The 26,397-nt window shown below is 63.7% G+C and carries 23 protein-coding genes and 1 riboswitch; of the genes, 13 read left to right on the forward strand and 10 right to left on the reverse strand.

The window, feature by feature from the left end; translation table 11 throughout:
- Positions 1-125: 125 nt before the first annotated feature.
- Positions 126-851 (forward strand): acetoacetyl-CoA reductase, encoded by a 726-nt coding sequence (phbB, locus tag ACYG97_RS20990; RefSeq protein WP_023698448.1) that lies wholly within the window; start codon positions 126-128, stop codon positions 849-851.
- A gap of 49 nt (positions 852-900) precedes the next feature.
- Here the strand turns inward: phbB and ACYG97_RS20995 are convergent, their stop codons facing one another.
- Positions 901-2,151: an FAD-dependent oxidoreductase gene (locus ACYG97_RS20995; RefSeq protein ID WP_031262539.1), complete on the reverse strand. Its 1,251-nt coding sequence runs from the start codon at positions 2,149-2,151 to the stop codon at positions 901-903.
- An 82-nt stretch (positions 2,152-2,233) separates the two neighbouring features.
- Between ACYG97_RS20995 and ACYG97_RS21000 the strand changes: the two genes are divergently transcribed.
- From ACYG97_RS21000 to ACYG97_RS21020, 5 genes are all read left to right on the forward strand, one after another.
- The gene (locus tag ACYG97_RS21000) at positions 2,234-2,815 is read left to right on the forward strand and encodes a TetR/AcrR family transcriptional regulator (RefSeq protein ID WP_023693613.1); all 582 of its coding nucleotides are present in this window, start codon (positions 2,234-2,236) and stop codon (positions 2,813-2,815) included.
- A gap of 636 nt (positions 2,816-3,451) precedes the next feature.
- Positions 3,452-6,958, forward strand: coding sequence for a helicase-related protein (locus ACYG97_RS21005; protein ID WP_023737026.1), 3,507 nt, complete (start codon positions 3,452-3,454; stop codon positions 6,956-6,958).
- A gap of 75 nt (positions 6,959-7,033) precedes the next feature.
- A complete protein-coding gene (locus ACYG97_RS21010) occupies positions 7,034-7,420 on the forward strand; it encodes an RNA-binding S4 domain-containing protein (protein ID WP_023699303.1) in 387 nt (128 codons plus the stop codon).
- Between the two features lie 253 nt (positions 7,421-7,673).
- On the forward strand, positions 7,674-8,012 hold the full coding sequence (gene fdxA, locus ACYG97_RS21015; protein ID WP_013529180.1) for a ferredoxin FdxA: 339 nt from the start codon (positions 7,674-7,676) through the stop codon (positions 8,010-8,012).
- Positions 8,013-8,438: 426 nt separating this feature from the next.
- Entirely contained in the window at positions 8,439-9,020 is a 582-nt protein-coding gene (locus ACYG97_RS21020) for a CarD family transcriptional regulator (RefSeq protein ID WP_023673664.1), read from the forward strand.
- A 195-nt stretch (positions 9,021-9,215) separates the two neighbouring features.
- Here the strand turns inward: ACYG97_RS21020 and ACYG97_RS21025 are convergent, their stop codons facing one another.
- From ACYG97_RS21025 to ACYG97_RS21035, 3 genes are all read right to left on the reverse strand, one after another.
- Positions 9,216-9,983, reverse strand: a complete 768-nt coding sequence (locus ACYG97_RS21025) for an amino acid ABC transporter ATP-binding protein (protein ID WP_023673665.1) — start codon at positions 9,981-9,983, stop codon at positions 9,216-9,218.
- Positions 9,980-10,660: an amino acid ABC transporter permease gene (locus ACYG97_RS21030; protein ID WP_023693608.1), complete on the reverse strand. Its 681-nt coding sequence runs from the start codon at positions 10,658-10,660 to the stop codon at positions 9,980-9,982. Before ACYG97_RS21030 ends, ACYG97_RS21025 begins: the two co-directional genes overlap by 4 nt.
- A gap of 137 nt (positions 10,661-10,797) precedes the next feature.
- Positions 10,798-11,571, reverse strand: a complete 774-nt coding sequence (locus ACYG97_RS21035; protein WP_023702802.1) for an amino acid ABC transporter substrate-binding protein — start codon at positions 11,569-11,571, stop codon at positions 10,798-10,800.
- A 397-nt stretch (positions 11,572-11,968) separates the two neighbouring features.
- On the opposite strand from ACYG97_RS21035, the gene ACYG97_RS21040 reads away from it, so the two are divergent.
- Positions 11,969-12,826, forward strand: a complete 858-nt coding sequence (locus ACYG97_RS21040; protein WP_023734758.1) for an RNA polymerase factor sigma-32 — start codon at positions 11,969-11,971, stop codon at positions 12,824-12,826.
- A 96-nt stretch (positions 12,827-12,922) separates the two neighbouring features.
- On the opposite strand, the gene ACYG97_RS21045 is transcribed toward ACYG97_RS21040, so the two are convergent.
- The 4 genes from ACYG97_RS21045 to thiB form a co-directional block, all read right to left on the reverse strand.
- On the reverse strand, positions 12,923-14,329 hold the full coding sequence (locus ACYG97_RS21045; RefSeq protein ID WP_245260895.1) for a M48 family metalloprotease: 1,407 nt from the start codon (positions 14,327-14,329) through the stop codon (positions 12,923-12,925).
- Positions 14,330-14,659: 330 nt separating this feature from the next.
- The gene (gene thiQ, locus ACYG97_RS21050) at positions 14,660-15,412 is read right to left on the reverse strand and encodes a thiamine ABC transporter ATP-binding protein (RefSeq protein WP_023734760.1); all 753 of its coding nucleotides are present in this window, start codon (positions 15,410-15,412) and stop codon (positions 14,660-14,662) included.
- Between the two features lie 8 nt (positions 15,413-15,420).
- Positions 15,421-17,019 (reverse strand): thiamine/thiamine pyrophosphate ABC transporter permease, encoded by a 1,599-nt coding sequence (gene thiP / locus ACYG97_RS21055; RefSeq protein WP_023734761.1) that lies wholly within the window; start codon positions 17,017-17,019, stop codon positions 15,421-15,423.
- A gap of 220 nt (positions 17,020-17,239) precedes the next feature.
- Entirely contained in the window at positions 17,240-18,241 is a 1,002-nt protein-coding gene (thiB, locus tag ACYG97_RS21060; RefSeq protein WP_156937246.1) for a thiamine ABC transporter substrate binding subunit, read from the reverse strand.
- Between the two features lie 49 nt (positions 18,242-18,290).
- Positions 18,291-18,405, reverse strand: a riboswitch (TPP riboswitch).
- 162 nt (positions 18,406-18,567) lie between these two features.
- On the opposite strand from thiB, the gene ACYG97_RS21065 reads away from it, so the two are divergent.
- From ACYG97_RS21065 to ACYG97_RS21080, 4 genes are read left to right on the forward strand one after another with little or no spacing between them, the layout of a single operon-like run.
- Entirely contained in the window at positions 18,568-19,227 is a 660-nt protein-coding gene (locus tag ACYG97_RS21065; protein ID WP_023690494.1) for a thiamine diphosphokinase, read from the forward strand.
- Position 19,228: 1 nt separating this feature from the next.
- Positions 19,229-21,049 (forward strand): ABC-F family ATP-binding cassette domain-containing protein, encoded by a 1,821-nt coding sequence (locus tag ACYG97_RS21070; protein WP_023734763.1) that lies wholly within the window; start codon positions 19,229-19,231, stop codon positions 21,047-21,049.
- Positions 21,050-21,104: 55 nt separating this feature from the next.
- Entirely contained in the window at positions 21,105-21,347 is a 243-nt protein-coding gene (locus tag ACYG97_RS21075) for a type II toxin-antitoxin system CcdA family antitoxin (RefSeq protein WP_245260894.1), read from the forward strand.
- Positions 21,347-21,646, forward strand: coding sequence for a CcdB family protein (locus ACYG97_RS21080; RefSeq protein ID WP_023673676.1), 300 nt, complete (start codon positions 21,347-21,349; stop codon positions 21,644-21,646). Before ACYG97_RS21075 ends, ACYG97_RS21080 begins: the two co-directional genes overlap by 1 nt.
- A 26-nt stretch (positions 21,647-21,672) precedes the next feature.
- Here ACYG97_RS21080 and ACYG97_RS21085 read toward each other — a convergent pair whose 3' ends face one another.
- The gene (locus tag ACYG97_RS21085; RefSeq protein WP_352652198.1) at positions 21,673-23,328 is read right to left on the reverse strand and encodes a hypothetical protein; all 1,656 of its coding nucleotides are present in this window, start codon (positions 23,326-23,328) and stop codon (positions 21,673-21,675) included.
- Positions 23,329-23,404: 76 nt separating this feature from the next.
- Positions 23,405-24,703 (reverse strand): adenylosuccinate synthase, encoded by a 1,299-nt coding sequence (locus ACYG97_RS21090; protein WP_023684197.1) that lies wholly within the window; start codon positions 24,701-24,703, stop codon positions 23,405-23,407.
- Positions 24,704-24,911: 208 nt separating this feature from the next.
- Here ACYG97_RS21090 and ACYG97_RS21095 point away from each other — a divergent pair, with 208 nt between their 5' ends.
- Together ACYG97_RS21095 and ACYG97_RS21100 are read left to right on the forward strand one after the other, a co-directional pair.
- Positions 24,912-25,817, forward strand: coding sequence for a DMT family transporter (locus tag ACYG97_RS21095; RefSeq protein WP_023733023.1), 906 nt, complete (start codon positions 24,912-24,914; stop codon positions 25,815-25,817).
- A 105-nt stretch (positions 25,818-25,922) separates the two neighbouring features.
- Entirely contained in the window at positions 25,923-26,387 is a 465-nt protein-coding gene (locus ACYG97_RS21100; protein ID WP_023733022.1) for a DUF2231 domain-containing protein, read from the forward strand.
- Positions 26,388-26,397: the final 10 nt, after the last annotated feature.

The following is a 26,397-nucleotide window of genomic DNA, read 5'->3' on the forward strand; positions in this document are numbered from 1 at the left end:
GAAGTGAGTAGTGAATAGGGAGTAGTGAATGGGGAAGAAGGAGCAGCGCGGCGGGATATCGATCCCTACTCGCTACTCCCTACTCCCTATTCCCTTCTTCCGACCAAAGGGAGGAAGAACTTTCAATGACCAAAGTAGCGCTCGTCACCGGTGGATCGCGCGGCATCGGCGCCGCCATATCGATCGGCCTGAAGAATGCCGGTTACACCGTTGCAGCCAACTATGCCGGCAATGACGAGGCAGCGGGGAAGTTCAGCGCACAAACCGGCATCAAGGCCTACAAATGGTCGGTCGCCGACTACGACGCCTGTGCCGCCGGAATCAAACAGGTCGAGGCCGATCTCGGCCCGGTCTCGGTGCTGGTCAACAATGCCGGCATTACCCGCGACGCCATGTTCCACAAGCTGACGCGCGAGCAGTGGAAGGAAGTCATCGACACCAATCTGTCTGGGGTCTTCAACATGACGCATCCGCTGTGGGGCGGCATGCGCGACCGCAAATTCGGCCGCGTCATCACCATTTCCTCCATCAACGGCCAGAAAGGCCAGGCCGGCCAGGTCAACTATTCCGCCGCAAAGGCCGGCGACATCGGCTTCTCGAAGGCGCTGGCGCAGGAGGGCGCGCGCGCGGGCATCACAGTCAATGTCATCTGCCCCGGCTACATCGCCACCGAGATGGTCAAGGCGATCGACGAGAAGGTGCTGAATGAACGCATCATCCCGCAGATTCCGGTCGGCCGCCTCGGCGAACCGGAAGAGATCGCGCGTTGCGTCGTCTTCCTCGCTTCCGAAGACGCCGGCTTCATCACCGGTTCGACCATCACAGCCAATGGCGGCCAGTATTTCGCCTGACGTCATGCCGCACTCGGCAACGCGCCGATTCGCCTGAACGTCGCAACTGTCAGGCGGCGAGCTTCAGCCCTGATTTGGCCTCAGGCTTGCTGGCGGCAATTAAGCCAGGCGCCTTTGCGGGCGCCGGCAGCCGGGCGTTTGAGGCCCGACTGAGACCCGACAGCTTCAGCGCAATGCGACGCTTCACGAACGGCAGAAGATTCACCAAGGAAAGCGACAGGTTGCGGACGAACCGCTTCGCCGGATTATGGGCAAGCGCCATCTCCGTCATCTTCCCCGCAAGATCGAGCACTTCCTGAGCCGCTGGGCGGCGCAGCTTTTCGTATAGGTCGAGTTCCGTCGCCGAGCGAATGCCGTTCACCACATCGCCAAGCAACTGGCCAAGCACGACCGCGTCGATGATGCCGGTATTCATGCCCTGCCCACCCGCGGGACTGTGTACATGCGCGGCATCGCCCATCAGGAACAGCCGGTCCTTGCGATAGGCCCTGACCAGACGATGATGCACGCGAAAGCGCGAACTCCACGTCAGGTCGAGCACGCGGGCTCTTGTCGTGGTTGGCCCGCGGCTATCGAGCAATGCCTGGATGTCGGCGGTGCCGGGCTTTTCCGGCGCATCCTTCATCGTCGCGACGACGCGGTACGAGCCATCCGGCAGCGGCGCCACCACCACCAGGCCCGCCGGTGCGAAAAACAGCGACACTTCGGCCGGTCCTACAGGCCAGTCCAGGCGAACGTCGGCCAGCACAAACGAACCATCATAGGCCTCGCCATCGAACTCGATGCCGGTCGACTTGCGCACCAGGCTCTGCATGCCGTCGGCTCCGACGACGTATCGCGCCGAGATGAGTTTTTCGTGGCCCTGCTCGACCACTGTCACGCGCGCGCCGTCACTGTCTTGAGCAACGGCCACAGCCTCGACCTCGCGATGAATGACGCCACCCAGGACCGCGATCCGTTCAGCGAACACCTGCTCGGTCACGTTCTGCGGCAGCATCATCAGGTAGGGATGCTTTGACGGCAGCTTGCCGAAATCGAGCTTGAGCAGCACCCGGCTCCGATCGCGGATGGCGAAATCGTCGAGATTCACGGAAAGCTCACTCAGCCGCTGCGTGAGGCCGAGCGGCTCCAGTGATTCCAGCGTTTGCGCATGGATGACCCCAGCGCGCGACGTTTGCAGACCCAGCGTCAGTCTGTCGATCAGCACGTGATCGACGCCAGCTTGATGCAGCGCGATTGATAGCGCCATACCAGTCGGGCCGGCGCCAATGATAAGGACTTCCGTTGTCTCAGGCAGCATTCCCCGTCTCCATTTATCAACACGTGTTGACTTCTAGTAAGTTGGATTGCATTTGTCAACGGCTGTTGGCATATGAATCTGGATGAACGAGAAGCAGCCGAACAAGCAGACCAAGTCGGACCGAACACGAGCCCAAATCCTTGAAGCCGCACGCCGGCTTTTCTCCGAGCACGGCTATGACGGCACCTCAATCCGCGACGTTGCGGCGCAGGCCTCGATCGATCCGGCCATGGTGATCCGTTATTTCCACAGCAAGGACGAGCTGTTCGCCAGGGCCGCCGTCGTGGACCTCCAACTGCCGGATCAGCGGATAGACCCTACCGCCATCGGTGAAACGCTGATCAGGCGCTTTCTGGTAAACTGGGAAGGTCAGGCCAACGGGCCAGGCATGATAATCCTGCTACGCTCGGCTGCGTCGAACGAGCACGCGGCCGAGAAGGTCCGCGACGTCTTCGCCAACCAGGTGAGGCCGATGGTTGCATCGATAGGCGACCCAGCGGACGCCGGACGGCGCGCCGGGCTGGTTGCCAGCCAGCTGCTGGGCCTGGCGACCTGCCGATATCTGTTGCGGCTTGAGCCCGTCGTCGCCCTGTCGCATGAGGAAATCATCCGGAATGTGGGACCGGTGTTGCAACGTTATGCAACAGGCCACGACGCGGCCTGAACCGGCGGGCACCGAGTGCTGTCGCGGCGATTGACCCGTTCCGGCACGCAAAGATTAACGATTTCCAGGCGCCCATGTGCAAAACCCGGTTCGCAAGCTGTGAATTCTCGATGGACAAGCTGTGGATAACACAACATGTTGGGGTGAACAAACCAGGAAAATCCCGCCATCGCTGATTCATCGCCGATTCGTTCCGGCTTTGAGCGCAACGTTAACGACCAAGGCCGAAAATCACCGGCAAATGGTTAAGGCCGATTAAGAAAATTCAACAATTTCATAATGTTGGCCGAGGCGTATCGGATCACGACGATGCCCCGCCGGCAAAGGTTAACGCCAATGGTCGCCTTGCAGGAATCGGGCCAGTTTCCGCGATTCAGCATATGGTGAGACTCAGGCTCGCAAAATCCACATGTAGCCGTGAACAAAAGCTGAATCTGCCGGAGTCACTGATTCGTCGCCGATTCGTTCCAGACTCGTTCCAACTGTTAATTGAGACCTCAACGACGAACCGTGGGACTGCCGGCCGGAACATTCCGCTTTCGCTTCGCGCCTGAAATCCCTATGTGTCGCCTGTCATACGCGCCACGCGAGGCGCGCTCCCGACAACACGATGCAGAAAGCCTCATCTCCAGGCCGATGAACATCCAGCCGAAACACACCGAGCCGCTGATCCTGTCGGGCCGCGACGTGACTGCCGTGCTGGGTCCGACCAACACCGGCAAGACCCATCTCGCCATCGAGCGCATGGTGGCACATGAGAGCGGCATTATCGGCCTGCCGCTCCGCCTTCTGGCGCGCGAGGTCTATGCCCGCGTCTGCGAAAAGGTCGGCGCCCACAAGGTGGCGCTCATCACCGGCGAGGAAAAAATCCAGCCGCCCGGCGCGAAATATTCGGTCTGCACCGTCGAAGCCATGCCGCGCGAGACCGACGTTGCCTTCGTCGCCATCGACGAGGTGCAACTCGCCGGCGACCTCGAGCGCGGCCACATCTTCACCGACCGTATCCTGCACCTGCGCGGCCGCCAGGAAACGCTGCTGCTCGGCGCGGCCACCATGCATGGCATCCTGCAAAAGCTGCTGAGAGGCGTCTCGGTGGTGACGCGCCCTCGCCTGTCGCACCTGGCCTATGCCGGCTCGAAGAAATTGACCCGCCTGCCGCGGCGTACGGCGATCGTCGCTTTCTCCGCCGACGAGGTCTATGCCATCGCTGAGCTGATCCGCCGCCAGCAAGGAGGAGCGGCGGTCGTGCTAGGCGCGCTGTCGCCCCGCACCCGCAATGCCCAGGTGGCAATGTTCCAGGCAGGGGACGTCGACTATCTCGTCGCCACCGACGCCATCGGCATGGGGCTCAACCTTGATCTCGATCATGTCGCCTTCGCCCAGAACCGCAAATTCGACGGCTACCAGTACCGCAACCTGACGGCGGCCGAGCTCGGCCAGATCGCCGGCCGCGCCGGCCGGCATCTGCGCGACGGCACCTTCGGCGTCACCGGCCAGGTCGATCCGCTGGACGAGGAACTGGTCAAGCGCATCGAGGGGCACGAGTTCGATCCGGTGAAGGTGCTGCAATGGCGCACCGCGCATTTCGACTTCGCCAGCCTCGACGCGCTGAAGCGCTCGATCGAGGCCAACGCGCCGGTCGAAGGCCTGACGCGCGCGCTGCCGGCGGTCGATGCGCAGGCGCTCGAACATCTCTCCCGCGACGAGGACATCCGCGCGCTGGCTACCAATGCCAAGCGCGTCGCGCTGCTGTGGGAAGCCTGCGCGTTGCCGGACTACCGCAAGATCGCGCCGGCCCAGCACTCCGACCTGATCGCTTCTATCTACACCGACCTCGCCAAACACGGCCATGTCGACGAGAACTACATGGCCGAGCAGGTGCGCCGCGCCGATACGACCGAGGGGGACATCGACACGCTGTCGCACCGCATTGCGCAGATCCGCACCTGGACATTCGTGTCCAACCGGCCGGGCTGGCTGGCCGATCAGGCACACTGGCGGGAAAAGACGCGCGAAATCGAAGACAGATTGTCGGATGCGCTGCATGAGCGGTTGACGAAACGGTTTGTAGACCGCAGGACTTCCGTCCTCATGCGGCGCCTTAGAGAAAATACAATGCCTGAAGCCGAAATCAGTCCTACCGGAACCGTCCTTGTCGAAGGCCATCATGTCGGCGAGTTGCAAGGGTTCCGCTTCACCGCCGACCAGAGCGCCGGCGGCGAAGACGCCAAGGCCGTGCGTACGGCAGCGCAAAAAGCGCTGGCCGCCGAGTTCGAGGCGCGTGCCGAACGCTTCGGCGCCTGCGCCAATGGCGACCTTGCGCTCGGCTCCGACGGCACGCTGCGCTGGATCGGCGCGCCGATCGGCACGCTGGTTGCCGGCGAGGACGCGCTGAAGCCGCGCCTGGTGCTTTTGGCCGACGAGCAGTTGACCGGCCCCGCCCGAGACAAGGTCGCCGCGCGCGCCGAGCGTTTCGTCAATTTCCAGATCGAATCCTTGCTGAAGCCGCTGGTCGACTTGAAGAATGCCGAGCAGATCGCCGGCATCGGCCGTGGCATCGCCTTCCAGCTCGTCGAGCATTTCGGCCTCATCAACCGCCGCGACATCGCCGAGGAAATGAAGTCGCTCGACCAGGAGGGTCGCGCCGCCTTGCGCCGGCTCGGTGTGCGCTTCGGCGCCTACCACGTCTTCGTGCCGGCGCTGATCAAGCCGGCGCCCGCCGGACTGATTACGCTGTTGTGGGCGCTGAAGAACGACGGCAAGGACAAGCCCGGCTTTGGCGACGTGGTGCACGCGCTGGCCTCCGGCCGCACATCGGTGGTCATCGACCCGGCCTTCGACAAGAGCTTCTACAGGCTCGCCGGCTACCGCAATCTCGGGCGCCGCGCCGTGCGCATCGACATTCTGGAACGGCTGGCCGACCTGATCCGGCCTGCGACCAACTGGAAGCCCGGTCTGGGACAGCGCCCCGACGGCGCTTATGACGGCCAGTCCTTCATGGTGACGCCGCCGATGATGTCCATCCTCGGCGCCACCGCCGACGACATGGAAGAGATCCTGAAAGGTCTCGGCTATCGCGCCGAGCCGAAGCCGCCCGCAGAGGTGAAGGCGCGGCTGGAAGCGCAGGACAATGCCGCGCGCGAAGCCGCGGCGGCAAAGCTGGCGGAAGCGGCAGCGAAGGCCGAGCAGGCCCAGACGGCGGAAGCCGCTGCAGGCGAAGCTGTCGCTGAAGCGCCGACCGACAGTTCGGAGCCGGATGCGGCTTCCGCCACTGAGGTTGCGGCTGAGGAGCCCGTTGCCGAAGTCGCATCGGAGGCTGTTGCAGACGCTCAGCCGGAAGCGCCTGCCGAGGGTTCGGAGCCAGCTGCGGCCGTTGAAGCTACCGCCGAGGTCCCAGCCATCGACGAAACAACTGCAGAGCCTGCAGCGCAAGAACACGCTCCGGCCGTTGCAGAGGCTGACGACACTGTCACCGAAAGCGCCGACGCTTTTACCTCCCCCTCGATGGGGGAGGTCGCGGCGCGAAGCGACGCGGGTGGGGGTGACAGCGCTGACGAAACCGATAGTGCAGACCGCGTAGCCGATGCAGGCGCAACCGCCGACGCCGGCGCTGCCCCCACCCCGGCGCTGCGCGCCGACCCTCCCCACGAGGGGGAGGGTGGAAGCGCTGAGCCTGTCCCCGAGGCCGAAGCGCCAAAGCCCATCTTGCTGTGGCGGCAGGGTCGTTTCGAGCAGCGCCCGCGCCATCGTCAAGGCCGGGACAATCGCCCGCGTAACGGCCAGGCTGCCCGCGCCGATGCGCCGGCCGACGCTGCCGGCGGACAGCCGGCAACGGGCGAGCGGCCGGCCTATCAGGGCCGGCGCGACCAGCGCGACGGTGCCGCCAAGCCACGTTTCGACCGTTCGAAGTTCAAGCCCAAGCCGCAGGCCGAGGGCGAACAGCGCCGCGACGGCAAGCCGCAAGGCGAGCGTCCGCGCGAGGGCCGGCCTGACTGGAAAGGCGGCAGGCCGGAAGGCAAAGGCGGACCGCAAGGCGCCAAGCCGGCCTTCCAGGCCAAGCCACGCGAAGAACGGCCGGTGCGCTTCGATCCGGACTCGCCCTTCGCCAAGCTCGCCGCCTTGCGCGACCAGCTGAAGAAGTAAGCTCTGAGCATGATCCCGAAAAGTGGAACCGGTTTTCGGACAAGATCATGCTCCAACAAGAAATAACTCGCTGCGATGGTTGCTGAAGGTCGTCAGCGCATCGACAAGTGGCTGTTCTTTTCGCGCGCGATAAAATCGCGCTCGCTGGCGGCCAAGCTGGTTGTCGCGGGACGCGTCCGCATCAACAGCGACAAAGCAGCGCAGGCCTCCGATCTGGTCAAGCCTGGCGACGTTTTGACCATTACGCACGAGCGCCGTATTTTCATTTGGAAGGTGCTTGGCACCGGCGTGCGGCGCGGTCCGGCCGAGGAAGCGCGCACGCTCTACGAGGACATGTCCCCGCCGCCGGTCCCAAAAGGCGAGGCTGTTGCCGATGCCATTCCGGCGCTGCGCGACGCCGGCAGCGGCCGGCCGACCAAGAAAGAGCGCAGGCAAACCGACCGGCTGTTCGGCGAAGACTGAAGCCTTGGCCGTCTGCGCCATGCCGGCGGTCTGGAATTTCATTCCGGACACGCGGGCCCCGCCTGCAATGGCTGCCCTTGCAAGCGGCAGGCAAAGGCGTTACCTCACCAAAAAAGCCGCCGCATCGGCGCGAAAATCGGAAATCGATTTTTCGGAAGGCACGATGCGCAGATTCAAAGTGTTAGAGCGTACTTTGTGCGTCCAAGTGGACGCACGTCGCTCTAGCAAGAACGGGACGTCCCGGAGCCGACCAATGACCTATGTCGTGACCGACAACTGCATCAAATGCAAGTACATGGACTGCATCGAGGTCTGTCCGGTCGACTGCTTTTACGAGGGCGAGAACATGCTTGTCATACATCCCGACGAGTGCATCGACTGCGGCGTCTGCGAACCGGAATGCCCGGCCGATGCAATCAAGCCCGACACCGAGCCGGGCCTCGACAAATGGCTGCAGGTCAACACCGAATACGCCGAGAAATGGCCCAACATCACCGCCAAGAAGGAGCCTCCGGCAGATGCCAAGAGCTTCGACGGCGAGGCCGGCAAGTTCGAGAAATATTTCTCCGCCGAGCCCGGCGAAGGCGATTGAGCGCATGACCCTGGAATCGGAATCGATTTCGGAAAGGGTGATGCGCAAAGCAAAAAAGTGCGGCCTATTGGATCGTCATAACGCTGCGTAACGCGCATCATACATTAACTGCCTTGACAGGCGGCGATGTCGCTCGACCTTCGCGTTTGCAGCAAAACCTTGATTCTTCCGACTTTTTGTGCTACACCAGTTGAAACATGCCGGTGACACAACGTCGATTTATGGCGCAAGCGCCCCAAATCACTGAAAGGTGAAATCCCCAATCGGACCAGAGCGATCTGGGCCAGGCAGTCGCTATGTATGCGGTTTGCCGGTCCCGGCTTTTTCCGATGGGTTCATCTGTTGTGCGGCTAACGATCGGTGTCCCCGGTCGCATGCGTTCGGACCGGCAGGCCGCCGGTGCCACAACAAGGAGTTCAGGGCGTAATGGCAACGATCACCCCGCAGAAGAAGTCCACCTCGGCACGCCACGGTTTCAAGACCGGCGAGTACATCGTCTATCCGGCGCACGGCGTCGGCCAGATCGTCTCGATCGACGAGCAGGAAGTTGCGGGCCACAAGCTGGAACTGTTCGTCATCGACTTCCAGAAGGACAAGATGCGCCTGAAGGTTCCGGTCGCCAAGGCGACCTCCATCGGCATGCGCAAGCTGTCGGAAGAGGATTATGTCGAGCGCGCGCTGAAGGTCGTCCAGGGCCGCGCCCGCGTCAAGCGCACCATGTGGTCGCGCCGTGCGCAGGAGTATGATGCCAAGATCAATTCGGGCGACCTGATCTCGATCTCGGAAGTCGTGCGCGACCTCTACCGTGCCGACAACCAGCCGGAACAGTCCTATTCCGAGCGTCAGCTCTATGAGGCGGCACTCGACCGCATGGCGCGCGAGATCGCGGCAGTCAACCGCATGTCGGAAACCGAAGCCGTGCGCCTGATCGAGGTCAACCTCAACAAGGGCCCGAAGCGCGGCGCCAAGGCCGACAATGAGGAAGCCGAGCAGGAAGAAGCTGCCTGATCGCTTTCACCGTCGAAATCATGAAAAACCCGGCCTTGTGCCGGGTTTTTGTTTTTACCCCCTTGTGGGGTTCCAAGGACGGGCGAGACCCGTGGCTCGCCCAGGCAGGGTCGCTGCGAAGCAGCGAGGATGGGGACGACCAGACCGCACCCGGACCTTCCGTCCGACACTCCCCACAAGGGGAACGTAGAAGGCTCAGCCGCCGGCTTCCTTCTCCGCCTCCTGCTTCAGCGTCGCAATAAAACGCTTGGTCCGTTCCCGCTCCGGATTGCTGAACACCACGGTGGACGGCCCCTTCTCGACGACGACACCAGCATCGAGGAACACCACCTCCTGCGCGATCTTGGAGGCAAGGCGAAGGTCGTGCGTGGCCATCACCATGGTGGTGCCTTCGCTGGCGAGCTTTCCCAGCACGTCGACCACTTCCTGCGCCAGTTCCGGATCGAGCGCCGAGGTCGGCTCGTCGCAGAGCAGCACTTTCGGCGACGGCGCCAGGGCGCGGGCGATCGCCACACGCTGCTGCTGGCCGCCCGACAGCGTTGCCGGCCAATCGTCCGCCTTGTGCGCCATGCCGACCTTCTCGAGCAGCGCCAGTGCCCGCTCGCGCGCCTTTGCCGTCGGCCATTTCAGCACCGTCACCAGGCCTTCCATGACGTTCTCGATCGCGGTGCGATGCGGGAACAGCTGGAAGTTCTGGAACACCATGCCGGTCTGCAGCCGCAGGCGCTGGATGTCGCGGCTGGGGATCTTGATGCCGGGACGGAATTCCAGCGTCTCGTCGCCGATGCGCACCATGCCCGAGGTCGGGATCTCCAACAGGTTGATGCAGCGCAGCAGAGTGCTCTTGCCACCGCCGGAGGGACCGACAAGCGCGGTGACGCTGCCTTCGGCAATGGTGACCGTCACGCCCTTCAGCACCAGATTGTCGCCGAAGCGCTTTTCGATATCGGTGAGGCCGATCATGAGCGCGCCTCCAGGAAGCCGCCATAGCGGTTGAGCCGCTCCTCCAGCCGCGTCTGCAAGGCCGAAAGCACCGAGCTCATCGCCAGATAAAGGATCGCCGCCTCGACATAGAGGATCAGCGGTTCATAGGTGGTGGCGACGATGCGCTGCGCCGCCTGGAACATCTCCGGCACGGTGATGGCGGCGGCCAGCGACGTATCCTTGACCAGCGAGATGAAGGTGTTGGACAGCGGCGGCACGGCGACGCGGCCGGCTTGCGGCAGGATGGTGCGCCGCATCGCCTGGCTCCAGGTCATGCCGATCGAATAGGCCGCTTCCCACTGGCCCTTCGGCACCGAGCCGATCACGGCGCGGATAATTTCCGAACTGTAGGCGCCTATGTTGAGGGTGAAGCCAATCAGCGCCGCCGGAAAAGCATCCAGCAATATGCCGACCGAAGGCAGGCCGTAAAAGATCAGGAACAGCTGCACCAGAAGCGGCGTGCCGCGAAAGATCCAGACATAGAAGCGGACCACGGCAACCAGAGGCTTGGGGCCGAACAGCCGCACCAGGGCGACAACCAGGCCGACGAACAGGCCGAGTGCGAACGATAGCAATGTCAGCGGTACGGTGAAGATCAACGCCGCCCACAGCAGTGTCGGCAACGAGTCCAGCATCAGGTGTAGCCAGTGCGGCACGAACGGCTCCTCCCTCACAGACCGCCGCGGTGACGGCAGTGCGATTGTGTGCTTCTCATATCATGCGAATAACGGCGAGCCGTCAAAGACGGCCCGCCGCTATTTGTCATTGCCGGCAAACCGCCGGGAGATGGTCTTTACTGCGAGACATCCTGGCCGAAATAGGTATCGGCGATCTTCTTGTAGGTGCCGTCGGCCTTGATGTCGGCCAGCGCCTTGTTGATCGCCGCGACCAGCTCCGGATCACCCTTGCGCACGATGACGCCGGAATAGTCGGCGTTCTCTTCCTGCGCGGCGATCTTCACATTGGCGTCCGGCTTGTGCTTCTTGAAGTCGAGGAAAGACAGGCTGTCATTGATGGTGGCGTCGGCGCGGCCGGTGAGCAGCAGCTGGATCGACTGGTCGAAGCCGTCGGTGCCGACAAGTTCGGCGCCGTTGGTCTCGGCGAGCTTGCCGAAATTCGATGTCAACGACTGTGCCGACTTCTTGCCCTTGAGGTCGGCGAAGGTCTTGATGTCGGTATTGTCGCCGCGCACGATCAGCACGGCCTTGGAGGCGATGTAAGGATCGGAGAAATCGTACTTGGCCTTGCGCGCGTCGGTGATGCCGACCTCGTTGATCACGGCGTCGTAGCGGTTGGCGTCGAGGCCGGCGATCAGCCCGTCCCATTTGCCTTCGAGGAACTCGACCTTGACGCCGAGCTTGTCGCCGATCGCCTTGGCGATCTCGACATCGAAGCCGACCAGCGCGCCGGAAGCATCATGATAGGTGAAGGGCGCATAGGTGCCTTCGGTGCCGACTTTGAGGGTGCCGGCCTGCTTGATCTGGTCAAGATTGGCGCCGGCATGGCCTGATGTAACAGCCAGAACCTGAAGCGTTCCGGCAACGATGAGCGAATTGAGCCATTTCATTTCTGTGTGATCCCGTCCTTGGCCGGTGTCCGGCGCTTGTGAGAGCCGGAAACTGACAGATACAGCGCAGCAAAATAAGGAACCAGATTTCAAAAAAACGACGATCCAGAAATCAGATTCTCAAAGCAGCTCGGATCGGTGCCAATAGTCCCGATCTGCGGTGTCGATGCGCCCTGTCGGATCGCACAAAACAACCGCCATCGGCGGCGGAACCAATCCCCGGTGTGGCACGTTCATGGCTTGTTGTAGGGCGCCGCGTTTCCATTTCAAGAACCCTTGGCTGCGCTAGGCCCGAAGCAATTCCAGGAAAGTGGGAAAGCGGTTTCCTTCGGAATTGCGTCAAACAGAGATAACGGCCGCCAGGCCGTCCGAAAATGTCCGGGAGCAGGAGCGCGGCATGATCGAAGACACGGCAGGACGGACCATGGTCCGCACGGCAATGAAAGCCCCCTACCTCGAGCGCGATGAGGAACATGTTCTCGCCTTGCGCTGGAAGGAGGACCAGGATCAGCAGGCTCTGCATCAGATCACCGTCGCCCATATGCGGCTGGTCATCTCCATGGCTTCGAAATTCCGACATTACGGCCTGCCGCTCGGAGATCTGGTCCAGGAGGGCCATGTCGGGCTGCTGGAAGCAGCCGCGCGTTTCGAGCCGGAGCGCGAGGTGCGCTTCTCGACCTATGCGACATGGTGGATCCGCGCTTCGATGCAGGACTATATCCTGCGCAACTGGTCGATCGTTCGCGGCGGCACCTCTTCGGCGCAAAAGGCGCTGTTCTTCAACCTGCGGCGCCTGCGCGCCCGTCTTGCCAACGGCGCCGAGCCGATCTCCAACGCCACGCTCTACCGCGAAGTCTCGGTAGCCCTCGGCGTCTCCGAGGCCGATGTCGAGAAGATGGATTCCAGGCTTTCAGCACCTGACTCTTCGCTCAACGCACCGCTCGCCGATGAGGCCGGTACCACCGAGCGGATGGACTTCCTGATTTCGGACGATCCATTGCCTGACGAGGTCGCCGGCGACACCATCGACTTCGAACGGCGCCTGATGTGGCTGAAGACGGCGCTCCGCGCGCTCAATGCCCGCGAACTCAGGATCATCGAGGAGCGTCGGCTGACAGACGAAGGTGCGACGCTTGAGGCGCTCGGCGAGACGCTCGGCATTTCCAAGGAGCGTGTCCGCCAGATCGAGGCCCGCGCCATGGAAAAGCTCAAGCTCGCGCTGGTCAAGCAGAACCCCGAATTCATGGCAGCGTGAGATTGCCAGGAACAGGGGTACCGCCCCGAGTTATCTCAGAAAAGTTATCTCAGAAAAAAGCACTACGAAGGCTGGGGTTTCTGACGAAGACCGGCGCTATCTGTCCGTGACGATCTTGACCTTGTCGCCGGCCGAAACCGAGGCGCCCGGCGACATCGCGTTGAGCACGCGGAACAGATCGAGCTTGCGGTCGACGCCGACCATCTGCGCCGAAAGTGTGCCCATCGTCTGCCCGGCCTGTACCGTGACGACGCGGATATGCAGCGGCTTCAGTGCCGCCTTCTCGGCGGGGCTGAGCACGCGGAACGAACCGCTGACCGAGCGTGCCACCGGATCGAGTGTCGTGCTGGCCGAGGGGGCCGCTGTCAAAAGCCGGTAGACCTGACCGCCGGCGCGGATCACCGCAATGTCGAACTGCCAGCCATCGGCGCCGGCGTGCGCGGTCGCCGCCTGGTTGCCGTCGATCGTCTCCTGGCGCACACTGGTCTCGTCGAGACCGGCCACCCAGCCGCTTCTGATGTAGTCGGTCAGCGCACGATCCTTGTCGATCGACACACCGTCGAAGCGGATCGCCATGTCGCCGGGACCGGTCGCCGTCACTGCCGCCGCCGAATTGTCGATGATGAAGCCGTCGGGCACCGTGAACGAAACGCCGAGGCCCGGATGCAGGAAGGTCTGGCCGCGCACATAGCCCTCTTCCGGCGTGTCGCCATAGAGCAGGCCGTCTATCCCGGCCAGGAAGGAAACGCGGTCGCGGGTGCCGATGCCCGGCGCGCCGAACTGGCGGGCGTGGCGCTGCGCCAGATCAATTCGCTGCGGCGTGTTGGGGTGCGTGGCCAGGAAGTCGAGGCTGGCGTCGGTGGCGCCGCTGATCGAGCGGAAATCGGTATAGGCCGACATCGACTGCAGGAAACGCCCGGCGGCATAGGGATCGTAACCGGCCTCGCCGATCGACTTGATGCCGATCGCGTCTGCCTCCAGCTCCTGGTTGCGCGAGAACTGCGCCAGCCTCAGCTTGCCGCGGATCAATGCCTGCTTGGCGGTCGGGCTGTCGCCCAGCACATCGGAGACCACCTTGGTCGCCAGGCCTTCCTCGGCCTCGAGCTGCTGGCGCTGCAAGCCGTGATTGGCGGTGACGTGGCCCATCTCATGCGCGATGACGGCGGCGAGTTCGGCCGAATCATTGGCCAGCGCCAGCAGGCCGCGGGTGACGTAGAGATAGCCGCCCGGCAGCGCGAAAGCGTTGACGTTGGGCGAATTGAGGATGGTGATGCGATAGGTCTGGGTCGGATTGGCCGACACCACGGTCAGGCTGCCGACAACCTTGGCCACCATGCGCTCGAGCTTGGGATCGGAATATTCGCCGCCATAGGTGGCAAGGATGCGCGGATGCTGTGCCTTCGCCAGTTCGGCAAGCTTGCTGTTGGCGGCGACATTGTCGACCGTGATCGGCTTGTCGGAAGGCTGGAAGCCGGATTCCTGCACTTCGGGAGGCGTGAACATCTGGCAGCTGGCCAGCGCCACGGCAAGGCCGGCCAGCGCGAGGAAGCGCACCAGCGGTCTGCGTTTCAAAGTGTCGGTGCCGGTCGGCAGCACGGCGTTCCTTCAGCTCTCGGCGCATGATTTGGACCGGGGTCCGCGCCAGCGAAAAATCGGTTTTCGTTGGCAATCCTGCACACATCAAAAAACCTACAGCGTTTACGCATCCGGCCGGGTGCGGCGCTGTAGGGGCAAATCACGGCTCGTGCCGGACCAGTACTAAGCGGACCTAGCCACATCGACTGGACCATGGCAAGCAAGCGCCACATCACCTGTAGCCGGTTTGGTCGTAAATTATGTCCGCTTCCGGGCAATATCGCGTGATCCGCCCGAACTTGCGCCGATATAGCGCCGAAACGCTTCAGGGCCAGTGCCGTCGAAAAAATCGGCGGCAGGTCCCGTCGCGGCAACCCTGCCATTGTCCAGAAAAACCATCTGCTCGCCGATACGGCGAGCGTCTTCCGGCTGATGCGTGACGAACAGCACCGTCATCGCCCGCTCGGCATGAACGCCGGCCACCAGGTCGAGCATGTCGTCGCGCAGTGCTGGCCCGAGCGAAGCGAACGGCTCGTCGAGCAGCAGCACCGGCCGGTCGCGCACCAGAACGCGGGCGAGCGCCACGCGCTGCCTTTCGCCGCCGGAGAGTTCGCGCGGCAGGCGCTTTTCCTTGCCGGCCAGGCCGACGCGGTCAAGCGCCTCGGCGATTGCGGCGCGATCGGCCTCGGTCAGGTTGAGCGATGGCGAGCGGCCGAGCCCGACATTCTTCTCCACCGAGAGATGAGCAAACAGATTGTTTTCCTGGAACACCATCGACACCGGCCGCACCGAAGGCGGCTCGACGCCGAAATCGGCGCCGCCGATCAGCACACGACCGGACTGCGGCGTCTCGAAACCAGCCACCAGATTGAGCAAGGTCGATTTGCCCGAACCACTTGCCCCCATGATGGCGGTGATCTTCGATGTGTCGAATTCGACATCGAACAGGAATGACGTTCCGCCATAGCTGAACGAGACCTTGTCCAGCCGGACGGTCGTGCTTTTCTCCATGGCGGACGTCACGATCTTTCTCCCCGTCCCAGCCAGTCTGCCGCGACCACCAACGCAAGGCAGACCGCCCCGAGCAGCAAAGCCAGCCCGGCAGCATCGGCCGTGCGATAGCTGCCCATGCGCGCCAGCAGGAGATAGGGCAAGGTCTGCACCGAATCGCTGCCGAACAGCGCGATGACGCCGAGATCGCCGAGCGACAGTGCCATGGCGAAGGCAAAGCCGGTGGCCAGCGGCCGCCGGAGCGATGGCCAGTCGACCAGAAGCAGCCGGTTCCAGCCCGCAATGCCGAGCTGCGCGCACAGCGTTTCGTGGCGCTCGCTCGCCGCATCATAGGCCGGGCGCATCGCGCGGATGGCAAAGGGCATCGCCATCACCGCATTGACGGTGACGACCATGACCGGCGCTATAGCAAAGACATCGCTGACCGTGCGCAGCAGGAGAAACCAGCCGGCGCCGATGACAATGGGCGGCACGACGAGGACGAAGCCGGCGCCGGTGTCGGTGGCATGTTCGAGCAATGAACGGGCACTGGACCGGCGGCGCAGCGACAGTGCCCGCCGAGCCATGATCAGCGACAGCGACAGCGACACCGAAAGTAGCGCCGCAGAGAAGGCGAGACCGGCGCTGGTCAGCGTCGCCTGACGCACGGCACTCTCGCCCGCCAGCCGGCCGAGATCGGCGCCGAGGCCGGACGCGACGGTGGCCGCCATTGGTCCGGCGACGAACAGCAAGGCGAGCACGATCAGGACGGCGTTGAACGCTGTTTCTGCTTTGCCGGCCAAGTGATAGCGGCGCGGCGCGACAGGCAAATTGGCGTCGCCGGTCACATTGGCGCCGAGCCGCGTCAGCGCCAGCATGACGGCAAAAGTCAGCGCGATCTGCAGCACCGTCAGCGTCACCGCTCGCGCCGGATCGAAGTCGAAACGCAGCGCCTGATAGATGGCGACTTCCAGCGTCGTCGCCGCCGGCCCGCCGCCGAGGATCAGCACGATGGTGAAGGAGGTGATGCAAAGCATGAAGACAAGCCCGGCGACGCCCGGCAGCGCGGCGCGCAGCACCGGCCACTCGATCAGCCGGAAGGCTGGCCACGCCCCCATGCCGAGCTGGCTCGCCAGCCGCCATTGATCGGCCGGCACCGTTCCCAGCGCTTCGAGGAACAGCCGGGTGGCCAGCGGCAGGTTGAAGAAGACGTGGGCGACGAGGATGCCCGACAGCCCATAGATGTCGGGCCAGCTCTGGCCACCGATCGCGGCGAAATAACCGGCGCGGCCATAGAGCGCCAGTATGCCCAGCGCTCCGACAATTGCCGGCAAGGCAAGGGGCACAGTGAACAGCTGCAGGATGAAGCCGCGTCCGAAGAAGCGCGGATGCCGCGACAGCGACCGGGCGACGAAGAGCGCCGGTACGGCGGAAAGCAGAGTCGAGAGCGCAGCCTGCCAGAGCGTGAAGCGGACAACGCGCACGAGATAGAGGTCAAAGGCGGACGCGGCGCCGGAAAGGTCGTGCGCGCCTTCGCGGATAAGGCCGGCGAAGGCGGCACCGATCAGCAGCGCGATTGCCGCAAGCGCGACAATGCCGGCCGTGATGCGGGGGTCAGAGCGTTGCACTCTTTACCGGGCGTCGCGTTCCTTCGCGCCCCCCTCTGTCCTGCCGGACATCTCCCCCACGAGGGGGGAGATTGGCGGTTTTAGCGCTCCGCTCATTCCTGCAGCTTCGGAGATTGGCGAAAGTCAACGTAAAGGCCAATCTCCCCCCTCGTGGGGGAGATGTCCGGCAGGACAGAGGGGGGCGCCGTAGAGCACTCATCTTTTGACTATACAGCCAAATCTACTTGCTCATCACCGCCAGCCATTCATCCACCCAGGCCTTGCGATTTGCCGCGACCTCTTCCGGGCTGAACAGCAAGGTCTTCGCCGGCTTGACCAGCCTATCAAAAGCCGGATTGAGCGGCTTGTCGGTTTTCCCGGCCGGGAACATCCAGTTGGTCTCCGGAATGACATCCTGGAATTTCGGCCCGGTCATGAAGGCCAGGAACTTCGCCGCCAGCGGATTCTTCGCGCCCGTGGTGGTGATGCCGGCGACCTCGATCTGCAGATACTCGCCTTCCTCGAACGAGGCCGCCTGGTAGCGCCCGGTGTTCTCGGCCACCATGTGGTAGGCCGGCGACGTCGTATAGGAAAGCACCATCGGCGCCTCGCCCTTGGTGAACAGGCCGTAGGCCTCGCTCCAGCCCGGCGTCACCGTCAGCACTTTGCCCTTGAGTTTCGCCCAGGCTTCCGGCGCCTTGTCGCCATAGACCGACTTGACCCACAGCAGCAGGCCGAGGCCCGGCGTCGACGTCCTCGGATCCTGGATGACGATCTTGTCGGCGGCATCGCCCTCGACCAGTTCCTTCAGGCTCTTCGGCGGGCTCTTCAGCTTTTCGGTGTCGTAGACGACGGCGAAATAACCATAATCATAGGGCACGAAAGTGTCGTCGCTCCAGCCGCCCGGCACGTTGTTTTCAGCCACCGCGCCATGTCGGACAAACAGGCCGGAAGCCTTGGCTTCCGCAGTGAGGTTGGTGTCGAGACCAAGCACGATATCGGCCTTGGTCGAGGCACCTTCGAGCTTGACGCGGTTGAGCAGCGCGACGCCGTCGGCCACCGAGACGAAGTCGACGCTGCAGCCGCACTCGGCCTCGAATTCCTTCTTCACCTGGGGGCCCGGACCCCAGTCGGCAGTGAAACTCTCATAGGTATAGATCGTGAGTTTTTCCTGCGCGGACGCAGGGCTTGCCAGTAGCGAAACAGCAAGCCCCAGCGCTGGGACAAAACGGGACAAAAACATGCGCATCGGCGCCTCCTTCATTCGTGTTGAAAGGAATTGAGGCGTCGGGCTGTCCGAAGCGTCTAATCCCTCCGCCGGTACAAACCGGATCAGGTTCAGCGGGTTGGCGAGACTGCCTCTCAGCCGGTCCGCGAAGATCGCGTCCGGCACCCCGTTAGAGCGTTTCGACACATAGGCCCGGCCAAGGTGCCACGCAAGTGGAAGTTTGCCCGAGCGTGATCCCGGAAAGTGGAATCCGTTTCCGGAAAAAGATCATGCTCCAACAAAGAGTGACGGTGCCGCTCGGCCTTCCGTTTCGTCGGCGGGGCTGGTAAGGGCCAGCGGATATGAGCACATTCACCATCCTGCTTGGCGGCGATCTCGTCCGCACGCCGCGGCTCGACCGCCAGGTCGCGGGCACGCGCGTCATCGCCGCCGACGCCGGCATCGATCATGCCCGCCTGCTCGGCGTGATGCCGGAGCTGTGGGTCGGCGATTTCGATTCCGTGCCGGCGGACCTGCCTGCCGATCTCGCCGCCGTGCCGCGGGAGGTGTTTCCTCCCGAAAAGGACAAGACCGATGGCGAACTGGCGATCGCGGCGGCATTGGAACGCGGCGCCACCAGCCTGGTGCTGGCCGGCGCTTTCGGCGGCAAGCGCGCCGACCACGCCTTCCTCCATCTGGCGCTCAGCCTGCGGCTGGCCGAGGCCGGCACAAAATTGCTGTTGACCAGCGGAGCGCAGGAAGGCGCCCCTCTGCTGCCTGGCAAGGCCGGCTTCGACTATGCCGACGGAACGCTGTTTTCGGTGCTCGGCTTTTCCGATCTTTCGGGCCTCACCGTGTCCGGCGCGAAGTGGCCGCTCGACCATGTCGAGGTCGTGTTCGGCTCGTCGCTGACCATCTCGAACGAGGTCAAGTCCAACACGACCGGGGGCGGCCTCGAAATCGCGCTCGGCCATGGCCGCGCGCTGCTGCTCGCCCACCCCTACCCCTTGCCTGAAAGCTGACATGGCCCCGCCCCTTCTCAACCTCGACGGCATAAGACTGACCTTTGGCGGCACGCCGCTGCTCGATGGCGCCGAACTGACGGCGTCCGCCGGTGACAAGATCGCGCTCGTCGGCCGCAACGGCTCCGGCAAGTCGACGCTCCTGAAGATTGCTGCTGGTCTGATCGAGCCGCAAGACGGCGAGGTCTTCCGCCAGCCTTCGGCAACGGTGCGCTATCTCCCGCAAATGCCCGACATGGACGGCTTTGCCAATGTGCGCGCCTATGTCGAGGCCGGGCTTGGGCCTGCCGACGATCCCTACCGCGCCACATATCTGATGGAGCATCTCGGCCTCGCCGGCACGGAGAACCCCAACGATCTCTCCGGCGGCGAGGCGCGCCGCGCAGCACTTGCCCGCGTCATGGCGCCCGAACCCGATATTCTGCTGCTTGATGAGCCGACGAACCATCTCGATTTGTCGGTCATCGAATGGCTGGAAGAAGAGCTTGTCCGGACGTCTTCGGCGCTGATCGTCATCTCGCACGACCGTCGCTTCCTCGAACGCGTCTCGCGCGCCACTGTCTGGCTCGACCGTGGCCAGACCCGCCGCCTCGACAAGGGCTTTGGCCATTTCGAGGAATGGCGCGACCTTGTGCTGGAAGAGGAAGAGCGCGAACAGCACAAGCTCGGCCGCCAGATCGTGCGCGAGGAGCATTGGCTGCGCTATGGCGTGACGGCTCGCCGCAAACGCAACATGCGCCGCCTGGGCGAACTGCAGACCATGCGCCAGCGTTTTCGCGGCCATCGCGGCGCCGAGGGCTCGGCGACCATGGTGGCCAGCGACGCCGCCGAATCCGGCAAGCTGGTGATTGAGGCCAAGAACATCGAGAAGAGTTTTGGCGACCTGACCGTGGTCAAGGGCTTCTCGACCCGCATCCAGCGCGGCGATCGCGTCGGCCTTGTCGGGCCGAACGGCGCCGGCAAGACGACGCTGTTGAAGATGCTCACCGGCGAGATGAAGCCCGATGCCGGCTCGGTGCGGCTCGGCACCAATCTGGAAATCGCCACGCTCGACCAGAAGCGCGAGGCGGTCGATCCGGCCGAGACCCTGGCGCAGTATCTCACGGACGGGCGCGGCGAAAACCTCGTCATCAATGGCGAGCAGCGCCATGTCGTGTCCTACATGAAGGATTTCCTGTTCAAGCCGGAACAGGCGCGCACCCCGGTGCGCGAGCTGTCCGGCGGCGAACGGGCGCGGCTGCTCCTGGCGCGTGTTCTGGCGCGGCCGGCCAACCTTCTGGTGCTCGACGAGCCGACCAACGATCTCGACATGGAGACGCTGGAACTGTTGCAGGAACTTGTCGCCGGCTTTGCCGGCACGGTCATCCTGGTCAGCCACGACCGCGACTTCCTCGACCGCACCGTCACCAGCATCATCGCCCCGGACGGAGGCGGCCGCTGGATCGAATATGCCGGTGGCTATTCCGACATGCTGGCGCAGCGCGGCGGCACCCGGCTCGACGACCGCAAGGCGCGCGCCAAGGCCGAAACCAGCGATGCGCCGGCGCCGGGCAAGAGCGAGCCGGCAGCGCCAAAAGGGCCGTCGAAGAAACTGTCGTTCAAGCAGAAATTCGCCCTGGAATCCTTGCCCAAGAAGATCGAGGCGGTAATGGCCTCGATCTCGCGGTTGGAAAACAACATTGCCGATCCCGCCTATTACGAGCGCGACCCGGCCTCGTTCCAAAAGACCATCGCCGCCCTCGACAAGGAACGCGCCACGCTGGCCGCACTCGAGGAAGAGTGGCTGGAGCTGGAAATGCTGCGTGAGGAGATGGAGGGGTAGCATTGCCTGCGGTCTTTTATGCGCGTATATTGTGCGCATGAAAGGAGGCATCTCCGTGCTTCAATCGACGCCAAAAACTCAGCGGACCTCTGTCAACACGTCCATTGACTCTCAGTTGATCAAGGACGCCAAAGCGTTGGGCATCAACATCTCCCGCGCTGCCGAAGCAGGGATCGCGAAAGCGATTGCGACGGAGAAAACGCGTCGATGGCAAGAAGAAAACTGGGAAGCCATCGAAAGCTCCAACGAATATGTCCGAAAGAACGGACTGCCATTGGCTAAACACCGGCCGTTCTGATGGCGCGTTACGATTTCTATCGGAGTACCGAGAGCGACGGTTATCTTCTCGACGTGCAGTCAGATATGCTTGAAGGGCTGAGCACGAGGGTGGTCGTTCCTTTGATGCCGCCCGAGATTGCCCCGCTTCCTGGCCGCCGCCTGAACCCGACCTTCGCTATAAACGGCAAAGATCTTGTGATGGTCACACAGTTTGTGTCGGCCTTCAGCGCGTCCGAATTGCGGATGCCAGAGGGAAACCTTTCTAGACATCACGACGACATCGTCGCCGCGCTCGACATGCTGTTCCAGGGCTTCTGAGCGAAGGCAGCCGCTACTGCCGCCCGTCAACCTGCCGTCTTGGCCTGCCAGGCCTTCAGCGCCTCGTCGAACACCTTCTCGCCCGGAATGCCCTTTTCCATGGTCAGCAGCGCCCGGCGTCCGGTCTTGTAGACCACCGGCACGTCGATCCAGTCCTGGCCTCGAAGCAAGGTCATATTGGCGTCCTCGTCGGCCTTGGTGTCGTTGAGCGCCACCAGGAAGAAGCCGTCGGCGATCTTGGCCGGAATGCCGATCAGCGGGCTGCCGGCATCCTGTTCCGAACTCTTCATGGCGACGCGCAGGATGTTGTCGACGCCACCGCCGTCAAAGCCCTCGGGCGTCAGGAAGATCATCTCGATGATGTGGCTGGCCGGCAGCGTCTGGTCGGTATTGCGGCGGATGGTCATGCGCAGCTGGATGTCCTTGCCGGGAATGGTCGCCTCGGCGCGGATCGCCGGCTCAGGCGGCAGGTCGCCGCCGGGGGATTCCTGCACCAGCGACCAGACGATGCTGCCGGGTTCGGCCGATCCTTGCGCGGTCGAGGTGCGTTCCTCGTAGAAGATCGCCTTCTGGCCGACCGCAACGGTGGGCTCGGAAGCGGCGGCCGCCGGCGCCGCGGGCGGCGTGCCGGTCGCGGGCGGCGTGGCGGCGGCATCAGCCGGTGCTGCCCCATTGGGCGGCGGAGCGGCGCCATCGGCGGGCGGCGTTGCCGGTGGCGTGGCGGAAGCGTCGGGCGCCGGCGCGGCGGGCGCGCCCGTGGCTGCGGCGTCGCCGGCCGGCGGGGTCGCAGGCGCTGGAGCCGCAGGTGGCGCTGGAGCCGGGGGTGGCGGTGTGGTCAGCGCGGCGACGGACTCGCCCTCGCCGATGCCGCTTTGACCGGCCGCGGGACCGGGGTCGGTTTCACCGCCTTCGGGCGACAGGCGCTGGGTGAACTTCGTTCCCTCGCCGGCAGCGGCCGGTGCCGGTGCATCGGCCGCGGGCTTGGCCGGCGCCGGCTTTACCAGCGGTTCGGTCGAGACCGTCTTGGTGTCGCCGCCGAGGCCCAGCATCGAGCCAAAGGCATCCTTGTTCAGCCAGATGCCATAGCCGCCGCCGGCGACCACCAGAAGCGCGACGACAGCCGCGATCAACCCGCCATAGCTGCGCCTGCGCTCGGCTGGGCGCAGGCGCTGGAACGTGTCCGCGACCGGCTGCTCGTCATTGGCGAACACATCGGCGCTGTCGTCGTCGGCGTCCAGCTCCACGGCTTGCTTGTCGATGGTTTCTGCACGCGCAGGCGACGGCGGTGTCGGCGCGGGCCTCTGCCAGCTCGGCTCTGTCCTGGCGGTCGGCGCCGGCTGCACGGGTTTCGCCGGCTGCCAGGCCGGCGCAGGCGTGGCGGAAGGCTTTACATGACTGGACTGGTTCTTGTTGCGGTCTATGGAGGAGAAGATGTGCTCCAGCTCCGCCAGCGGATCGGATGCCGGCACCGCCCTGGCATAGTCGCGCTCGACGCTCGAGATGGCATCTTCCAGGGATCGCTTCTGCGTGCTTATGGCTTCGGCGGCCAGCGGCGGCGAATACTCCGCAAGCTTCTTCGCCAGCATGGTACGAACGCTTTCATAGATCCGCGTACGCTTTTCGGGCGTTTCGTCGCCGTGCTTGTCGAGCGCCTTTTTCAGAATAGCAACGAAATCTGCCATGCTTCAGTCGACCTGTATTTTGTTTCCGCGCCGGCCCCCGCAAATCGGCCGCGATGCCCGGAAAGGCTTCAGAAAACTAGTCTTGAAACGGATCGGTCACAAGTATCGTGTCGTCCCGTTCCGGGCTGGTGGAAAGGAGCGCGACGGGTGCCCCGATCAGCTCCTCGATGTAACGGACATATTTGACGGCCTGCGCCGGAAGGTCGTTCCAGCTGCGCGCGCCGGCTGTGGTGCCTTTCCAGCCTTCGAGCGTCTCGTAGACCGGCTCGACACGCGCCTGCGCGCCCTGGCTGGCCGGCAGATAGTCGATCGTTTCGCCGTCGAGACGGTAGCCGGTGCAGACCTTGATCTCATCCAGCCCGTCGAGCACGTCGAGTTTGGTCAGGGCGATGCCCTTGATACCGTTGACGGCGACGGCCTGGCGCACCAGCACGGCGTCGAACCAGCCGCAACGGCGTTTGCGCCCGGTGACGACGCCGAATTCGTGGCCACGCGTACCGAGAAATTCGCCGATCTCGTTCTTCTGCTCGGTCGGGAACGGGCCTTCGCCGACACGCGTCGTATAGGCCTTGGTGATGCCCAGGACATAGCCGATGGCGCCGGGGCCCACCCCCGAGCCGGCGGCTGCCTGGCCGGCAACGGTGTTGGACGAGGTGACGAACGGATAGGTGCCGTGGTCGATGTCGAGCAGCGTGCCTTGCGCGCCCTCGAACAGGATGCGTTCGCCGGCGCGGCGCTTGTCGTCGAGGATTTTCCAGACGCGGTCCATATAGGGCAGGATCTCATCGGCGACCGAGGTCAGCTCGGTCATGATCGCCTCATGCGTGACTTCGCCATGGCCAAGCCCGCGACGCAGCGCATTGTGATGCGTCAGCAGCCTGTCGACCTTGAGAGGCAGCGTTTCCAAATCCGCCAGATCCATCACCCGAACCGCGCGCCGGCCCACCTTGTCTTCATAGGCTGGGCCGATGCCACGACGCGTCGTGCCAATTTTCGTCCCGGAATTGGAGGCGGCGTCCTCGCGGAATCCGTCCAGCTCCCGGTGCAGCGACAGGATAAGCGCCGTGTTTTCGGCTATTTTCAGGCGGTCCGGCGTGACCTCGACGCCTTGCGCCTTGAGTTTTGCCACTTCGGCGACAAAGGCGTGCGGGTCGAAGACGACGCCATTGCCGATGATCGACAGCTTGCCTTGCCGCACCACGCCCGACGGCAGCAGCGACAGTTTGTAGACCTTGCCGTCGACGACCAGCGTATGGCCGGCATTGTGGCCGCCCTGGAAGCGCACGACCACGTCGGCGCGCTCCGACAACCAGTCGACGATCTTGCCCTTGCCTTCGTCGCCCCATTGCGAGCCGACGACCACCACATTGGCCATGTTTCTTTTCCCTTGAGATGCCGCCCTGGCGGCCTGGATATGGTTCGAAACGACAGGCCTCTATAGCGTCAAGACCTCGCAAGCGCGACCTTTCTTTGCCGTCGAAAATGCCCTGAGGCACAACAATTTTCGGCTTTGACATCATTTACTTGCGTCGGCGGGGGCAATAGGCCGGCAAACACAACTTCCCAGGCGGCCGGAATCCCGCATGCATCGACGCGCCTACCTGTTCCTGCTGCTGACCACCTTGCTGTGGGGCGGCAATTCCGTCGCCGGCAAGCTGGCGGTCGGTCACGTCTCGCCGATGACGCTGGTCTTCCTGCGCTGGGTGCTGGCCGTCGCGATCCTGCTGCCGATCGGCTGGCGCACGATCAGGGAGGACTGGCCGGTGGTGCGCAAACACTGGTTCGTCCTGGCTGCACTTGGCGCCAGCGGCTTCACTCTGTTCAACACCATTTTCTACACCGCGCTCAACTACACAACGGCGATCAATGTCTCGATCGAACAGGCGGCGATGCCGGTCTTGATCATCATTGCCAATTTCTTCTTCTTCCGCCTGCGCGTGAGCTGGGCTCAGATTGCGGGCGTGGTGCTGACCATCTTCGGCGTCATCTTGACTGCCTGCCACGGCGATCCGCGCCGGCTGCTCACATTGGAACTCAATTTCGGCGACGCCATCATGCTGGTCGCGGTCGTCCTCTACAGCGGTTATTCGGTCGGGCTGCGGCTGAAGCCGGTGATGCGCTGGCAGAGCCTGATGTCGTCCCTGGCGATCGCTGCCCTCATCACCTCGCTGCCGTTCTTCCTGTGGGAGGTCGCCGCCGGCAAGGTTATCGTCCCCGATATCAGCGGCTGGGTGGTCATCGTCTATACCGCGATCGGCGCCTCGGTCATTTCGCAGATCACTTACATCAGGGGCAACGAACTGATCGGCGCCAACCGTGCCGGGCTGTTCATCAATCTGGTGCCGATCTTCGGCACGCTGCTGTCAGTGCTGATCGTCGGCGAGACATTCCAGCTCTACCAGGCGCTGGCGCTCGTCCTGGTGCTGGGCGGCATTTCGCTCGCCGAATACAGCGGGCGCAAGATGGCGGCACCGAACCGCCGCGGATAACATTTGGCTGCTGCCGCGCTGCGCCGCCGTCGCGATGCCTGCTGCCGCGCGCCGACCTGGAACATTTTACCTCTGGCGGAGTTTGCTTGCGTGGGAGGCAACAAGATGAGCCATAACCCTCGCAGCACGGCAAGCATTGCCGGTCACCCCATTCATCCAATGCTGATTCCGTTTCCGATCGCCTTCTTTGTCGGCACCTTCGTTTGCGATCTGATTTTCTGGCAAACAGCCGATCCCGGGTGGGTCACCGGATCGCTTTGGCTTCTCGGCGCCGGCCTGATCATGGGCGCCTTGGCCGCTCTTACCGGCCTGACGGACGTTCTCGGCGATGTTCAGATCCGCAATCTCACGACGGCATGGCTCCATGCCGGCGGCAACGTGCTCGTCGTGCTGATCGAGCTTTATAACTGGTACTCGCGTTATGTCGGTGGAGCGGCGGCTGTGATCCCGACCGGCTTTATCTTGTCGCTGATCGTGGTTCTGGTCCTGCTGTTTACAGGCTGGAAGGGCTGGGAATTGGTCTATCGGCATCGCGTGGGCGTCTCCGACGGCACAGATGAATTGACCTGAACCGGCCTGT

The organism is Mesorhizobium sp. W067, from assembly GCF_054719525.1.

Excerpts from the sequence above, each read along its gene's own strand:
- phbB (WP_023698448.1), top strand. The coding sequence starts at position 126 with ATGACCAAAGTAGCGCTCGTCACCGGTGGATCGCGCGGCATCGGCGCC.
- ACYG97_RS20995 (WP_031262539.1), bottom strand. The coding sequence starts at position 2,151 with ATGCTGCCTGAGACAACGGAAGTCCTTATCATTGGCGCCGGCCCGACT.
- ACYG97_RS21000 (WP_023693613.1), top strand. The coding sequence starts at position 2,234 with ATGAACGAGAAGCAGCCGAACAAGCAGACCAAGTCGGACCGAACACGA.
- ACYG97_RS21005 (WP_023737026.1), top strand. The coding sequence starts at position 3,452 with ATGAACATCCAGCCGAAACACACCGAGCCGCTGATCCTGTCGGGCCGC.
- ACYG97_RS21010 (WP_023699303.1), top strand. The coding sequence starts at position 7,034 with ATGGTTGCTGAAGGTCGTCAGCGCATCGACAAGTGGCTGTTCTTTTCG.
- fdxA (WP_013529180.1), top strand. The coding sequence starts at position 7,674 with ATGACCTATGTCGTGACCGACAACTGCATCAAATGCAAGTACATGGAC.
- ACYG97_RS21020 (WP_023673664.1), top strand. The coding sequence starts at position 8,439 with ATGGCAACGATCACCCCGCAGAAGAAGTCCACCTCGGCACGCCACGGT.
- ACYG97_RS21025 (WP_023673665.1), bottom strand. The coding sequence starts at position 9,983 with ATGATCGGCCTCACCGATATCGAAAAGCGCTTCGGCGACAATCTGGTG.
- ACYG97_RS21035 (WP_023702802.1), bottom strand. The coding sequence starts at position 11,571 with ATGAAATGGCTCAATTCGCTCATCGTTGCCGGAACGCTTCAGGTTCTG.
- ACYG97_RS21040 (WP_023734758.1), top strand. The coding sequence starts at position 11,969 with ATGATCGAAGACACGGCAGGACGGACCATGGTCCGCACGGCAATGAAA.
- ACYG97_RS21045 (WP_245260895.1), bottom strand. The coding sequence starts at position 14,329 with ATGTTCACGCCTCCCGAAGTGCAGGAATCCGGCTTCCAGCCTTCCGAC.
- thiQ (WP_023734760.1), bottom strand. The coding sequence starts at position 15,412 with ATGGAGAAAAGCACGACCGTCCGGCTGGACAAGGTCTCGTTCAGCTAT.
- thiB (WP_156937246.1), bottom strand. The coding sequence starts at position 18,241 with ATGTTTTTGTCCCGTTTTGTCCCAGCGCTGGGGCTTGCTGTTTCGCTA.
- ACYG97_RS21065 (WP_023690494.1), top strand. The coding sequence starts at position 18,568 with ATGAGCACATTCACCATCCTGCTTGGCGGCGATCTCGTCCGCACGCCG.
- ACYG97_RS21070 (WP_023734763.1), top strand. The coding sequence starts at position 19,229 with ATGGCCCCGCCCCTTCTCAACCTCGACGGCATAAGACTGACCTTTGGC.
- ACYG97_RS21080 (WP_023673676.1), top strand. The coding sequence starts at position 21,347 with ATGGCGCGTTACGATTTCTATCGGAGTACCGAGAGCGACGGTTATCTT.
- ACYG97_RS21085 (WP_352652198.1), bottom strand. The coding sequence starts at position 23,328 with ATGGCAGATTTCGTTGCTATTCTGAAAAAGGCGCTCGACAAGCACGGC.
- ACYG97_RS21090 (WP_023684197.1), bottom strand. The coding sequence starts at position 24,703 with ATGGCCAATGTGGTGGTCGTCGGCTCGCAATGGGGCGACGAAGGCAAG.
- ACYG97_RS21095 (WP_023733023.1), top strand. The coding sequence starts at position 24,912 with ATGCATCGACGCGCCTACCTGTTCCTGCTGCTGACCACCTTGCTGTGG.
- ACYG97_RS21100 (WP_023733022.1), top strand. The coding sequence starts at position 25,923 with ATGAGCCATAACCCTCGCAGCACGGCAAGCATTGCCGGTCACCCCATT.